Source organism: Alteromonas genovensis (genome assembly GCF_010500895.1).
Lineage (GTDB): Bacteria > Pseudomonadota > Gammaproteobacteria > Enterobacterales > Alteromonadaceae > Alteromonas > Alteromonas genovensis.
Genome location: NZ_JAAAWO010000002.1, coordinates 118099 through 132893, shown reverse-complemented (window position 1 = coordinate 132893; position 14795 = coordinate 118099). Strand labels below are relative to the sequence as shown.

The 14795-nt window shown below is 45.0% G+C and carries 10 protein-coding genes; 3 read left to right on the top strand and 7 right to left on the bottom strand.

What is annotated here, in order from left to right; genetic code table 11:
• Positions 1-19 precede the first annotated feature (19 nt).
• Positions 20-2242 (bottom strand): VCBS domain-containing protein, encoded by a 2223-nt coding sequence (locus GTQ48_RS03330; RefSeq protein ID WP_163105165.1) that lies wholly within the window; start codon positions 2240-2242, stop codon positions 20-22.
• 383 nt (positions 2243-2625) lie between these two features.
• On the opposite strand from GTQ48_RS03330, the gene GTQ48_RS03325 reads away from it, so the two are divergent.
• The 3 genes from GTQ48_RS03325 to GTQ48_RS03315 all read left to right on the top strand — a co-directional run bounded on the left by GTQ48_RS03325 (position 2626) and on the right by GTQ48_RS03315 (position 8675).
• On the top strand, positions 2626-3690 hold the full coding sequence (locus GTQ48_RS03325; protein ID WP_163105164.1) for a polysaccharide lyase family 7 protein: 1065 nt from the start codon (positions 2626-2628) through the stop codon (positions 3688-3690).
• A 153-nt stretch (positions 3691-3843) separates the two neighbouring features.
• Positions 3844-7098 carry a TonB-dependent receptor gene (locus tag GTQ48_RS03320; protein WP_239059980.1) on the top strand — a complete coding sequence of 1085 codons (3255 nt, stop codon included), beginning with the start codon at positions 3844-3846 and terminating at the stop codon, positions 7096-7098.
• A gap of 143 nt (positions 7099-7241) precedes the next feature.
• The gene (locus GTQ48_RS03315) at positions 7242-8675 is read left to right on the top strand and encodes a polysaccharide lyase family 7 protein (RefSeq protein ID WP_163105163.1); all 1434 of its coding nucleotides are present in this window, start codon (positions 7242-7244) and stop codon (positions 8673-8675) included.
• A 131-nt stretch (positions 8676-8806) separates the two neighbouring features.
• On the opposite strand, the gene GTQ48_RS03310 is transcribed toward GTQ48_RS03315, so the two are convergent.
• From GTQ48_RS03310 to GTQ48_RS03285, 6 genes are all read right to left on the bottom strand, one after another.
• Positions 8807-9544 carry a FadR/GntR family transcriptional regulator gene (locus GTQ48_RS03310; protein ID WP_163105162.1) on the bottom strand — a complete coding sequence of 246 codons (738 nt, stop codon included), beginning with the start codon at positions 9542-9544 and terminating at the stop codon, positions 8807-8809.
• Between the two features lie 678 nt (positions 9545-10222).
• The gene (gene fbaA / locus GTQ48_RS03305) at positions 10223-11302 is read right to left on the bottom strand and encodes a class II fructose-bisphosphate aldolase (RefSeq protein ID WP_163105161.1); all 1080 of its coding nucleotides are present in this window, start codon (positions 11300-11302) and stop codon (positions 10223-10225) included.
• A 5-nt stretch (positions 11303-11307) separates the two neighbouring features.
• Positions 11308-11928 (bottom strand): bifunctional 4-hydroxy-2-oxoglutarate aldolase/2-dehydro-3-deoxy-phosphogluconate aldolase, encoded by a 621-nt coding sequence (gene eda, locus GTQ48_RS03300; protein WP_163105160.1) that lies wholly within the window; start codon positions 11926-11928, stop codon positions 11308-11310.
• 224 nt (positions 11929-12152) lie between these two features.
• Positions 12153-13073, bottom strand: a complete 921-nt coding sequence (locus tag GTQ48_RS03295) for a sugar kinase (protein WP_163105159.1) — start codon at positions 13071-13073, stop codon at positions 12153-12155.
• Between the two features lie 67 nt (positions 13074-13140).
• Positions 13141-14442, bottom strand: coding sequence for an MFS transporter (locus GTQ48_RS03290; protein WP_163105158.1), 1302 nt, complete (start codon positions 14440-14442; stop codon positions 13141-13143).
• Between the two features lie 2 nt (positions 14443-14444).
• On the bottom strand, positions 14445-14789 hold the full coding sequence (locus tag GTQ48_RS03285) for a cupin domain-containing protein (RefSeq protein ID WP_163105157.1): 345 nt from the start codon (positions 14787-14789) through the stop codon (positions 14445-14447).
• Positions 14790-14795: the final 6 nt, after the last annotated feature.

Sequence of the window (14795 nt, the reverse complement as noted above, 5' to 3'; positions counted from 1 at the left end):
TCGAGTAACACGCCTGCTTTTACTGCTCAGTGGCTACCACTGCCTCCGAAGTATTGCTTGAATATACAGAGTTTGCGTTGTTGTCTGGGTCTAAGTCTTCACCATCTGCATAGCTTTGGAAATCATCTTGGAAGACGATGTTCGTTCCAGCAGTGTCAGCATAAATGATGAGGTCGTCTAGCCAGAACATGGCATCTTGCGTGAGCGCTGTGCTGTTGCTGCCAAAACGCAAAGATATCGTCGTCACACCGCCCTCAGGATTACTGCCAGTTGGCTCAAACGGATCCATTACCGCTTCGCCGTCAATTTCTAACGTAATGGTAGGTAATTGCCCTGCCGCCGTGTTTCCGTCTGGGTAAGCCCAGGTCACACTTAACGTTTGGAATTCACCAGGTGTTACTACAGCCCCTTCAATATCCATACTCGGGTAGCGCAAGCCAAAGGAATCATCTCTTACTCGTAAGTCCATGATTGAGCCAGCGTTGTTATTACCTGAGTTGAATAGGCTAATAAAAGCATCAGTGCTTCCTGCGTCATCGTCAGTGCGCGTAAAGCGAAGGTCAAGTTTACCTTCGGCTTGTGCTTCTGGTAACGCAAATCTCAACTCTCCCGTATCGCTGTCATCAGTATCAATAACACGTGCGTACTGATTACCCTCACCAGACGCTGAGCCATATTCTTCAACCAGAGCATCTTCTGTATTAGTGGCGTAAGGCGATGTGTCACTCACTTCTGAATCAAGATTAAAGCCTGCGCTATAAGTAGAGAAATCATCTTCAAATACCAGAGTGTCACCATTTACGTCGCTGTATACAGCAAACTCATCAATGGTAAATTGACCGGTTTCAGGAAGCACGAGAGAGTTACTACCAAAACGGAATGAAACCGTCGTCACGCCACCTTCAGGATTGCTTCCATCTGGAGTGAAGGGATCAACCGCTGCTTCGCCGTCTATTTCAACAGTAATGACTGGCAATTGACCCGCTGCGGTGTTTCCATCAGGATAAGCCCATGTGATCACAATGTCTTGTAAGGTTCCTGGTGTAACATCCACTCCATCAAATGAGCGTTCAGGGTAGCGAGTCGCAAACTGATCATCACGGATGCGTAGGTCAATGATAGAACCTGCATTGTTATTGCCCGAATTAAATAGGCTTATGAATGCATCAGTGCTGCCAAGGTCGTCATCGGTTCTGGTGAAGCTTGCTTCAATTCTTCCGGCCGCTAGTGCCTCGGGAAGAGAGAAACGCAGTTCTCCTGTATCGTCATCGGTTAAATCTCTAATAACAGCAGCTTGATTATTACCGCTCGCAGGATTAACACCAATAATAGTAATAACCAGCGTAGCAACTGTTCCATCAGCAGATTCTAGTACCGCACTGTCCTCAACAGATTCAGAGGCATTGGCTAAGCCAGCAACCGTTGGATCTTCGGTGTTTAGATTGTATGACCAGTCGCCAGACTCCGTAATAGAAAACGTACCGTAAGTTATTGTGGTGTCTGTTTGTGCGACGATTGTCGCTTCCCCCTCATCCACATCAGACACGGACACCGAGCCTGTTAGCGGATCAGTCACATCATTACTTACCGTAGCGGTTAGCCCACTAATTTCTGCAGGGGTATTCGTACCGAAAGGGGCAACTTCTTCAGTAGGCTCAGAGGTAACACTTTCCTCAAAGCCTTCTAAATCTGTATAGCTCGCAGTAGCAGTAATTGTTGTCCCTTCAGTTGCTTCTCCAAGCTCTAACGTTTGAGCCGTCTCGCCCTCTATCACCGTACCAGACGCTGACCAAGAGTAGGTAACTGTTTCAGGCAAGCCATTGCCGTCTGTTACCTCAGCTGTTAGCACCGAGCCAACGGTGGTAGCGCCAGAAACGGTAATTGCACCAACTTCATTAGCAAGTACTTCAGAAGTCTCGTTTGATGTTGCTCCTTCGCGCGTTCCACCATTATCCACATAGGTCACTGATACGCGAATTGTAGCGCCGCGCTGTGCACTAGTTAATGTAAAAGACGAGCTTGTTTGGTCAGACAAAGGAATTCCATTGGCTAGCCACTGATAGGATACAGCGCTTGCATCAAAACCATCTGCATCTTCCACACTCGCACTGAGCGTTTCGCCAGCGATAGCGTTTCCTGAAAGCGTTACAGAGCCTGGCTGATTTTCAGGTGCGTCTGAACCACCGCACCCGTAAAGCGTCAAACTCAACATACTCAATGTAAACACACTCTTTATTTTCATCACGGTTCACCTATTTCCTTTTTAAAACCCATGCTTGACCATTGTGAAGGCTGAAAAACAAAACCTTACCAACAAAAAGCTTAATTATTACCAATTTATTTTTTGGTATGTAATCACAATCCCTCACCATATTCCATAATTAAATACAAAAAATTAACAATTAGTCTTGAAACCTTTATCAACCGGTAAGGTACAAAAATTAATTTTACATAGAGCATTCTCACGGTGCACTGGCGTGCAGTCTTTGTATTTACAGGCCTTAATCGAATAAGCTTTCTAATCGCTTCCATTTGAATAATTGGTTTGTCAAAAAATATTTATTGGTAAATTTATTTGGTTTGTTAATATGCGAAACAAAGTGAACAACATGTGAAGACTTCGTTATGCAAATACGACCTAAAAAATTTACGACGTTACTCTTTTCAAGCTTCGTCTTGTTTTCAAGCCAAGGGGTAGCTGCCGACGCACCGTCAGAGCAATTTGATCTTTCTCAGTGGTATATCACGCTTCCTGTGGATGACAATAACGATGGTAAGGTTGACAATATTTCTGTGGAAGACCTACAGGGCTTTTATCACCCCAACTTTTTCTACCTTGATGATGAAGGCAACATGGTCTTTACTGCGCCTAATAAGGCGCTAACAACCAAAAACTCGACAAATACTCGCAGCGAACTTCGTCAGATGCTTAAAGGCGATGACGGCCGCATAAAAACACAATCGCCGAAAAACAGCTTTACGGTGGCAAGTAATCCAATTGCAAAACGATTCGCCAGTATTGGTGGAAAAATGGAAGCAACACTGAAAGTAGAGCACGTGGCAAAGAGGGCCAAGTACCCCGACAGACCACCCGCGTTTTCCGTTGTAATTGGTCAGATCCACGCTACTAAGTGGGATAAAAAAGTACAGGGTTTCGGTTGGGGCAATGAACCGCTGAAAATCTATTATAAGAAATGGCCAGAGCACGAAACGGGCTCGGTATTTTGGACCTACGAGCGCAACCTTCCTAAAGACGATCCAAATAGAACCGATATTGCCTACCCAGTTTGGGGGAACACGTGGAAAGAGCCTGCCAACCCTGGTGATGAGGGCATCGCACTGGGTGATGAAATGTCTTACACCGTCAATGTTCACGAAGATACTATGTATCTGACTTTTGAGGCAGAGGGCCACGAAACGGTGAAGTATGAGATTAATTTAGCCAATGCGGTGGATGCTAATGGTGAACTTGATAAGTTCGATCACCCCTATGGTTACACTCTTGACTGGAACTACTTTAAAGCTGGCGCATACAACCAATGCAGTACTAGCGAAAAAGCAGGGTTTTGGTATCCAGCCTGTTTAGGTACGGGAAACTGGGAAGAAGATAAAGCCAATGGTGACTATGCCAGAGTGAGCTTCTCAAAGCTTACATTGAGTGAGAGTACACCACCAGTTGCTGGTAAATAGAGATACAGGCGCTAAAAACGCAGTCATTTGAAATACGTCGTTAAAAGTAACAATGACGAGCTTTGTATTACGCCGACGTTAGAACGTTAAAACTAAATAGAATTATAAATATTTACCAAATGTTATTGCCAATATGTAAACAAAAGAATAGCATTGGTAACAATTACTATTCATTTTGGTAACACCTTGGCAGTATTGGTTACCCTAATTCCTGGTATATGGACAGCATGGATTCACAAGGAACGCCTTACTTCGAGTTTGGTAGTTGAAACTTTAATGGACATCACGTTTATGCACACTGATTTAAAACAAGAAACAAGATTAAGCCAAGTATTGCGAGCGATACGCAAGGCGTACCGCCCTTCACTCGTTGCTGGTGTAATTTGCGCACCAATGACAATGGCTCCCTTCTTTGCCTATTCGCAAGAGAGCGAAGGTGAATCTGCTGAAGAAACTGAAGTTATTGAAGTTCGAGGGATTCGCCAAACTATTCAAAGCTCGATATCGATAAAACGCGAGTCTACCGAAATTGTCGACGGTATTTCAGCAGACGATATTGGCGATCTGCCGGCCTTATCTATTGGTGAAGCGTTAGAAACCCTAACCGGCGCCTCTTCTCACAGAGAGCAAGGCGGTGCAACGGAAATATCAATTCGAGGTTTAGGTCCATATCTAGGAAGCACGGTAATGAACGGACGTGAAGCTGCTAACGGCAGTGGCGACCGGTCAGTTAACTTTTCTCAGTTTCCATCAGAGTTGTTTAACAAAGTCGCGATATACAAAACCCAATCTGCTGAATTAATTGAAGGTGGTGTTTCTGGGCAAATACACCTCGATACCATCAGACCTTTAGACTACGGGAAGCGCCGTTTTCAGTTGTCGTATAAAGGAAACTTCAACCCTGACAACTACGACTTAGAGGAGCCGGTAGATGAATTTGGACATCGAATTACAACCAGCTTCGTAGATCAAATTGAAACTGACTCGCTAGGTGATTTTGGCTTTTCAATTGGCTTACAGCGGGACACCAAAAGTAACCCCGAGCAAGAGGCACGCACAGGCACCTCGTGGAATGCTTGTCGCATTGCGCCTGGGTTTGATGGCGGAATTAACCAAGGCCGTGTTGATTGTGAAGACGGTGGTGGCGCCCTTGACCTTGTAGCAGATGAAAGTGGCAATGCCCCTGATGCCAATACACCTTTTATATTTTCCCGCTCTCAAAACTCTTTTAGACAAAACATTACTGACGACACCCGTGAATCAGTGTTTGGTGCTGTGCAGTGGCAACCTAACGATAAACTAGAAATAAATGCCGACTATCAGTATTCAAACCGCGATTTCAGTGAAATTCGTAACGACCTAGTGTTTGCAGAAGCAAACCACATTGACGGTTTTAACACCCCTGAATCAGAAAGATTACCGTTTAATTTAACTGCCACCGAAAACGGTGCCCTTCGTCAATTTACTGCAATTCAAAACATTGAAACCAACAGTCAATATGCTGAACGCGGTGAAAAATACAACGGCGGCGGTATTAATATTAAGTATACCGTCAACGATAGATTAAAAGTGATGTTCGACTACGCCGCTTCGCAAACAGAGCGGGTAGAAACCATTATTCAAACTCGACTTCAATCTGAAAACAGAGATATTTATCAAAATAACGTTGAAGGTGCAGATAGTAATGGTGAAGTACTCACCGCTGCGCAAATCTTTAACAATGGTTCATTAGTACCAACATGGACACTGCAAAACTTTGATGTAAATTATCACGCTGCCTTTGCAGACGAAGCACGAACTCGCCTTGACCTAAATCAGTCTCGTTTCAACGACGTTAATGCTGCCCGCTTAGACTTTGACTATATACCTGACTCGGAATTTATTGTGGGTTTAAAAGGTGGCTTACGAGTGTCTAAACTTGAATACGCAAGTGTTCCTGGCGGAAGCGGCACCAACAACAGAACAGAATTAACCTTCAGTAACGATGCTGCAGCTGCGGCAAACATAGCATGTCGTAACACGGTATTTCCTGAATCAGGCTTTCTTGACAACGAAACCGGCGGTGCACCTTTATTTACCAATGTGGATAGTGATGGCAATGTGCTAACAAACGGTACAGGCAACTCTTTTGCCACGTTCGACCCTATCTGCTTAGCAGAAAACCTTCTTAGCTCGTTGACGCTGGAAAACGGTGATATCCGCACTATCGCCAACTCAATGCCTACTAACGACGAAGCAGATGCCCGCGATATCGCCGCTGTTGATATGGAAGAAGACACAATCGCTGCCTACCTTCAGGCCGATTATGACACCTTCATCGGTGATTATGGCGTTCGAGGCAACTTTGGTCTTCGAGTAGTTAAAACTGACGTAACCTCAATTTCATATCGCGGCCCGCTTACGGCTGAAAGAGACTTTGACGGCATTATTACTGCAATAAGCCCAGTCGGGGGAGACCTAGAGCAAGTAGAAGGCGGCGGCAGTTATACCGAGCTATTGCCAAGTGTAAACGTCATTGTAGATGTTCGTGACGACATTCTTGTACGCGGCGGCCTTTATCGCGGACTATCTCGCCCTGATCCATCTGATTTAGGATTCGGTCGAAGCTTTACCGGAATAGATGACGAAGTAGTCACAGGTAACTTGTCTGATGCCGTAGGCCGTGCAGTGGCAGTTGGTAACCCACTGTTAGACCCGTTTATGTCGTGGAACTTTGATGCTGCAGTAGAATGGTACCCTAATGAAGATACGGTATTAGCATTCGGTCTCTACTATAAAACCTTCGACGGGGGGTTCTCGAATACGTCGCAAACGGAATCATTTGAAATTGATGGCGAGTCGGTGGATACCATTGTAACTACCCCTCAAACAAGTGACGACTCAAGCCAGATTTACGGTCTAGAGCTTACCGCCACACACTCGTTCTCTTATTTAGACAGCTGGTTAAATGGCTTTGGCTTTAAGGTGAGCTATAACTACGCAGATTCGAACTTTGAATTTGAAGATGAAAGCTTTGGTACCTCAGTTGTCATTAATTCAAGCACGGGTGAGCTTGAGCAGCGTTTTGGTATTGTTCCACCTGCGAATCTATTTGGTTTCTCTGAGCACGTACTTTCCACTCAGGTTTACTATGAATATGAGAACTTTAATGTGGCGGTAAATTACAAGTATCGTAGTAATTACTTCCAGCAATTCTTAAGCACACCGGGCGCCGTGCGCTATGTAGACGATACCGAAATTTTCGAGGCTCGTTTGTCATATCGCTTGAACAGCAACTGGAAATTCAGACTCGAAGCTATCAACCTGTTTGACGACCCGAAAAGACAGTATCGTCCGTCACGTGATAATTTCGCAGAAATTAATGTTTACGGCCCACGTGTTTTTGCAGGTGTTGAATTTAAGTACTAACGCCATTGTAAGTGCTAGCAGCTTTGCAAGTGCGAGCAGTCTTGCAAACACATCAACCTTGCAACTACAAAGAGCGCAGACATGAGGGTAGCCCTACCCTCACTCTGCGCTTCATTTTTTCTATATTTAAAGAGCAATATTTCATGCGTAGCTTATACCTATTGTGTACCCTTTTAACGCTAACAGCCTGTGGCGGCTCCGGCTCTCAATCGCAGCCAGTTAGCGAGTCGGTGCCTGAGCAGGTGCCTTTACCGCCCCCCACAGCCGGTCAAACATGTTCCACCACCTCACTGCCAATTAGCGTATCTGCAGATGATAGTGCATCTAGCGATAGCTATGGGGCAAGTAACGCTGTTGATGACGATACAACTAGCACATCGAGGTGGCAAAGTAACTTCAGTAACGAATCGCTGACTCTTGGTTTTGGACAGGAGCGACAGGTAGGTAGCCTTCAAATTAAATGGTTTAAAGGCAGTGAGCGTACATATCGCTTCTCAGTTGAGGGTTCGTCAGACGGCAACGATTGGAGCACCATACTCAGCAATGAAAGCTCTAGCGGTCGACATTCAGGCTTTGAACTTATCAGCTTTGAAGAGCCTACAACCGCGAATTTTCTTCGCATCACGGGTTCAGGAAACTCAGTAAACGATGAAACCGCCATAGTAGAAGTTGACGCATTTAACTGCGAAGCAGGCGATGGAGAAATTGTCGACGTATTTCCCAATGAAGTAGGTATTGAACTACTCGATTGGTATGTGAGCGTGCCTACTGACGAGGACGGCTCAGGAACATCAGATAGTATCTATGAGAACGAACTGGCTGATGGCTACACTAACTCAGAATACTTCTATGCCAGTGACGATGCAGGCATTGTAATGCGCTCTCCAGCCTATGGCTTTAAAACCTCTCAAAACACCAGCTACGTGCGTGTTGAGCTGAGAGAAATGCTAAGACGAGGAAATAAAAGTATTAGCACTCAGGGCGTGAATAAAAACAATTGGGTATTTAGCTCTGCACCGCAAAGTGCACAAACAGCAGCGGGCGGTGTTGACGGTAAACTTAACGTCTCTCTAGCTGTCAATGAAGTAAGTACAACGGGTGAAAATTATCAGATTGGCAGAGTCATTATCGGCCAAATTCATGCTAATGATGACGAACCTGTAAGGCTGTATTACCGCAAGCTGCCTAACAATGATAAGGGCGCTATTTATTATGCTCACGAAAAGCGTGCCAGCGCGGATGGCTCCATGGAGAAGAGCGAAGACTGGATTGAAATGATTGGGTCTAGAAGTAGTTCAGCGAGTAACCCCAGTGACGGCATAGCCCTTAACGAGCCTTTCAGCTACACCATTGAAGTACTTGGCAACACTCTGTTTGTCACCATTTCTCGAGAAGGTAAAGCGGATGTGGTGAGTACTTACGATATGACGGGAAGTCGTTATGACGAAGCAGACCAATATATGTATTTTAAGGTCGGTGTCTATCATGTTAATAACTCAAGCAACGCCGATGAGCGAGCGAAAGTCACGTTCTACTCTATCAAAAACAGCCACGACAACTACGCAGAAAGCGAGTAGGTATTAGCAAGGGAAGTTAACAAGGGATATCTAAAACCTACTATGCGAGGCGCTGCATAGTAGGTTTTTTTATTTTCGTATGTTAGAGGCATATTGGGGGCGAGTTGGGGCCGTGTTGGCAACGTGGCGATTTAGTTGCGCAGATGACTTAGCGAATACAAGTCTCTTGTCTGACTCGTCTTTTTACGAACCTCTTCTAGCGCCTGTGCCTCGCTCGCTTCGAATAATGCATTAATGAGTCTGTTGAAATGAGCATGCATGGCAGCGCGGGCTGCTTGTGAGTTACGCTCTTTTAGGCTCTGGTAGATTTTAGTATGTTCTTCCAATCTGTCTCTGTCTGACTGACTGCAAACATTGCTATAGGCCTGTGTAATCTGCGGCTGAGAATCTCTTAACGACCAAAATTTATTCACTGCAAGCAAAATAGCTTTGTTACGGGTTGCTTTTGAAATAATGATATGGAATTCACGGTCGGCTTTTTCCGCCTCTATACCCGACTCCATGGCATCAAGGGTTGCCGCCAGTGCTTTTAGCTCTTCATCAGTGATCGACAGTGCAGCTAGCGCCGCGGCCTCACCTTCAACAAGAGCACGCGCTTGTGTTAGTTCAAAAGCACTTATTGTTTCGGCCGGTGCATCATTATTATTTTTGGGTTTATCGAGCACGTACACACCAGAGCTTGTTTTCACTTCAACAAGCTGCAGAACTTCTAGTGCAATGATCGCCTCACGGATCGTCGGCCGACTCACGTTAAAGGATTCCGCAAGTTCTCGCTCTGGAGGTAGTCTACTTCCTGGAGGGTATAATCCAGATTCAATTAATGACTGGATTTTTTCGGCTATTTGCCAGAACATGCGACGGTTTTTCATGGTCGAACCTTTTAAAAATAATTGCTAAATACTTAAGCACGTTTACTGCTTCGCTGGGTATAGTCAATTTTGTAGCCAACGATTACATTCCCTTGAACATCACACATAACTTCTAAATTTGCCTATTTTCTAAGTTAAAATGACCAAGAAAATATCACTAAACTGTTGTGTCCAATATACCCATTTAGTACGCATGCAGGCCCATATTATGCCATTTTTTTTCCGCCAATATACACGCAATTGGTAATATTTTAATTCGTGCATATTTCAGCCTACTTAAAAAACGCAAAAGACTGAAATAATCAGTATTTTACTAACATAAGCATTCAAACAACACGCTCAATATTCACTTAGCAATCGCACAATAAACGGTCAAAAGCATTTATCCTTAATGCTTAGCAACGTATTTTGGTAAGGCCGAAGGGTGCATTTACACCTCTATTTCTACCGTGGTTGGTTAGCTATTTCGTTTGCGAATTATAAGCACAAACTGGCACGCTAGAGCCCATCGCTACGGGAACACGTTGATGAATACCGTGTGGCTGTATGTCTAGTACTTTTCACCATTCGCTAGCTGTGTACTTGTCAGATGCCTATAGTACATCGTCAAAGCATCGGCCTAATCAGCATAATTAGATCGGTTCCAACACCATTTGAGTAAAAGAGTACGTCGACGCATTATGTGTAACGCCCTATACAATTTAAGTCAGCAAAACACTGCTCAAGTCTTTTGACCATGTTGGTTTCTGCATGTCGCAACCACACACGGGGGTCGTAAAACTTCTTATTAGGCTTATCGTCGCCGTCAGGGTTGCCAATTTGCCCTTGTAAGTAACCCGATTTATCGTTGTAGTAATCAAGCACGCCTTCCCACGTTGCCCACTGAGTGTCGGTATCAATATTCATTTTTACTACACCATACCCCAACGATTCTTTTATCTTCTCTGGCTCTGAACCACTACCACCATGAAAGACAAAATTCAGGCTGTTTTTAGGAAGAGAAAACTGTTGCGAAACATAGTGCTGAGAATCTTTAAGAATTTGTGGCGTCAGAACCACATTTCCAGGCTTATAAACGCCGTGAACATTCCCAAATGAGGCAGCAATAATAAAGTTGTCGCTGATTTTGCTTAACTCTTTATATGCGTAGGCAACATCTTCAGGCTGGGTGTACAGCATGGCATTGTCCATATCGCTATTATCAACACCATCCTCCTCGCCACCTGTGCAGCCAAGCTCTATCTCAAGGGTCATTCCAATCTTTGCCATCCTAGAGAGATACTTAGCGCAAATTTCAATATTCTCTTCTAAAGATTCCTCTGAAAGGTCTATCATGTGCGAGCTAAATAAAGGCTTTCCGGTTCGCGCATAGTGCTTTTCACCTTCATCGAGAAGGCCATCAATCCATGGCAGCAACTTTTTGGCTGCATGATCGGTATGTAGCATCACTGCCACATCATACTTTTCAGCGACGTGGTGCACGTAATTAGCTGCAGCCACCGCACCGATAACGGCTCTATCATCTGCCGGAAGTGACAAGCCTTTACCGCAGAAAAACTGCGCTCCGCCATGTGAAAGTTGAATAATAACGGGAGAGTCGACTTTTTTTGCAGCTTCTAACGTGGCGTTAATTGACTGCGTGCCGATAACATTTACCGCAGGAAAAGCATACTCGTTATGCCGTGCATGGGCGTACAGTGATGACACTTCTTCACCAAGCGCCACGCCGGGTTTAATGGTAGACCTTATACTATCCATAATAATTAGCCTTTTGTTGCTTCTCGACACGCGTCAGTAACCGCTTGCCAGTTACCCTCTGCAACCCATTCTTTCTTGGCTATCCATGTACCACCTACGGCGAAAACATTGGGCAAGGAGAGATAGTCAGATTGATTATTTTGGTTTACGCCACCAGTCGGACAGAAAGAAACTGATTTAAATACCGAGGAGACTGCACTCAAAAAAGGAGCACCACCGGAGAGTGACGCAGGAAAAAGTTTTTGCTCTTCAAAGCCCGCTTCTAGCGCAAGTAATATATCGCCCGTGTTGGACACACCTGGAAGCACGGGTAACCCGCAAGATGAAAGGTCAGCTAAAAGCCCTCTTGATACTGCGGGCGTAACAATAAAGTCTGAGCCTGCATCAATGGCCTTCTTCAAAATATCTTTATTAATCACTGTCCCTGCGCCAACGCATAGTGAAGGGACTTCTTTTTTGATAGCACTTAATGCATCAAGTGATGCCTCAGTACGAAGAACCACTTCTACTAAATTAAGACCAGCCTCAGCCATCGCTTTGGCGATGTTCACACCTTCTTCACTCGAATTGGCTTGGATAATGGGCAGTAGAGTCTGTCCCGACATTAATTCAGAAAAACGGGTCATTTGAAAATCTCCATATTGTTTTTTCGTGGCAAAAGCCCCGAACTCAGTGCATAAGTGCAGTGTCTATTGTGTAATTGCGCGTATACATATCATTTTGTTCGCGCTTTGTTTCGTCTCTTTTGAGGCGCTAGGAAAACATGTGGATAGCATGTCTGTACCATCGGCTGCTACTTTCTAGCTTGTGATGATCTTTTAAACGAATGGCCTTCTCAACAAATACCTTTTCAACTAATGGCCTTCTCAACCAGCCCCTTCGGGACAATAGCTCCTGGGTGTTGAATAACTATGCCAGCCGCTTTTGCAGCAAGTGAAATCGCATCACTGATAGTGCTACCCGAAAGTCTTGCGCCCAAATACACGCCATTAAAGGCATCACCTGCTGATGTGGTATCAACAACGTTGGTAACGGGAGTGATAGCGTGCTCTAAACATTCGTTGTCGAACCACGAGATAACTGAGGAAGGTCCATCTTTGACAATGATTTCACCGATATCATGCTTTTGACACAGGCTGAGCACCTCTTCAGAGGTGTGGACGCCATAAAGAGAGGTTAAGTCTTCTACCCCAGCAAGTGTGACGTCACAGAGTTCAAAGGCGCGGTCGAAATTTATCACTGCCTCAGACTCGTTTTTCCACAACCTAGCGCGGTAGTTAGGGTCAAAAACAATTTGAACCCCTTTTGATTTCAATGTGTTGAGGAACTGCCAAAACGCTTCTCTATCGCCAGCTTCAATGATTGCTATGGATATTCCTGAAAATACAAATTGGTCTAGGTCGCTAAGCGAATCTATTTGCGCTTGTGTGATAAACGACATTATTTGTTTCGCGGCAGACTCACTGCGCCAATAGGTAAAGCTACGTTCACCTGTTTCGTCAGTTTCTATTAAGTAAAGCCCCGTGGAGCGAGTTTGATGCTGAAACACATACGATGTATCAAGGTCGTCTTGCTTGAATCGAGTCACCATCTCGTTGCTCAGTCTGTCGCTTCCAACAGCAGTTAACATGGCCGCGCTAACGTGAGCAAAACAGCGGGTTAGGTAAACCGCAGAGTTATAAACATCACCAGCAAATGACTGATTCAGCTTTTGAGGCTCGACCGGACGCAGCTCAACCATGCATTCGCCCATAAAGCAGATTTTTTTCATTATTTGCACTCAATTTACGTTGTGAGGTCAGCTGCCTGCCCCGCTGTTAAGCGGGGCACTGCTAGCGTTATTTCAACCTTTTTAACGGCTCAACTTTAGGGATAAGGAACCACACAGCAGCCATCGCAATAATGGCTAACGAAGCACCGATTACAAAAGCGGGGGTGTAATTGCCATCAGCGGTTAAAAAAGGCACCAACGATGTGAGTCCTACCGCACCAAGTTTTGCGGCCATCCCGGAAAATCCTGATAACGTGCCAACCGCTTTTCTTCCTAGTAAATCGCTAGGTAGTGTTTGAACATTGCCGATTGCAGTTTGGAATCCAAACAAAATAACGGCCATGATCAATACCGCAATCACAGGTGCGCCAGGATTTGCCATCGCCAGCAACGCAGGCAGCATGATAAGACAGCCTAACGTAATAGTGAGCTTTCGCGTTTTGTTGATGTTCCAACCTGCTTTCAGTCTATTTTGCGCAAGCAGACCACCAAACCACGCTCCGAACATGGCGCCCACATAAGGCACCCAACCGTAAAGGCCAATAGACTGTACGTCCATGCCATAAACTTCGTTAAGATAGATAGGGATCCAGAATACAAATAACCACCAAATAGGATCGATAGCGGCTGACGCAATAATAACGCCCCAGCTTTCTTTATGCCTTAATAACTCAGCGGTAGACGGGTTGTATTCTTCACACGCATTGCCATGCTCATCTTTATCTTCTGCGCGCTGGCCGGTAAGAATATACTGCTTTTCTTCTTCCGTTATCCAAGGGTGACTGCCTGGCGGCGACTTCACCAAAATAAGCCATGGAACCAACCATAGGAAACCAATTGCACCTACAATCACAAATACCATTTGCCAGTTAAAATAAATGGTAAGCATTGCTATAGCGGGAATAGCGATTATGCCACCGATAGCGGCACCTGAATTGAAAATGCCCTGTGCTAGAGCACGCTCTTTGGTGGGGAACCACTCGGCATTGCCCTTCGCAGCACCCGGCCAGTTACCCGCTTCGGCAACACCAAGAATAGCACGGAAGAAACTAAAGCTAAGTACACCTTGTGCAAAGGCATGTAACACGGTAGCCAGTGACCACACTCCAATGGATAAAACAAAGCCCAATCGGGTACCTACCCAGTCAAACACCTTCCCAAATATAGCTTGACCAAAGGCGTATGCGAAAACAAACACAATAGAGATATTGGCGTAAATCTGCTTTCGCTCTAGCGCGCTTTTATCTGGGAACAAATCTTCAACAATGTCCGGCCAAAGCACACTCAGCGCCTGACGGTCGATGTAATTAATGATGGTAGCAAGCGCAATAAGTGCTATTACCCACCAGCGTAAGCCGTTTACTTTCATGGCTATTCCCCTACGAAGTCTTCGCGTGCAGGACTAAATGTATCGATTAACACACCACCTGTTGGGCATACTGCACCGTGCTCCACATGGGGAGGAATTAAACAGCTATCTCCGGCTTTGAGAATTTTCATCTCACCGTCGATGCTGAAATGAAATTCACCAGACTCTACATAGGTCACCTGTGAGTGACGATGTTTATGGGTGTAACCCTCAGCGCCTTTATCAAAAAACACTTTAACTGCCATCAACTCGTGATTAAATCCAAGCATTTGACGCTTTAAACCATTACCTAAGTCTTCAATAGGTGTGTCATTGCCGAATAAAAAGTGTTCGCTTTGCTTATTCATAATATC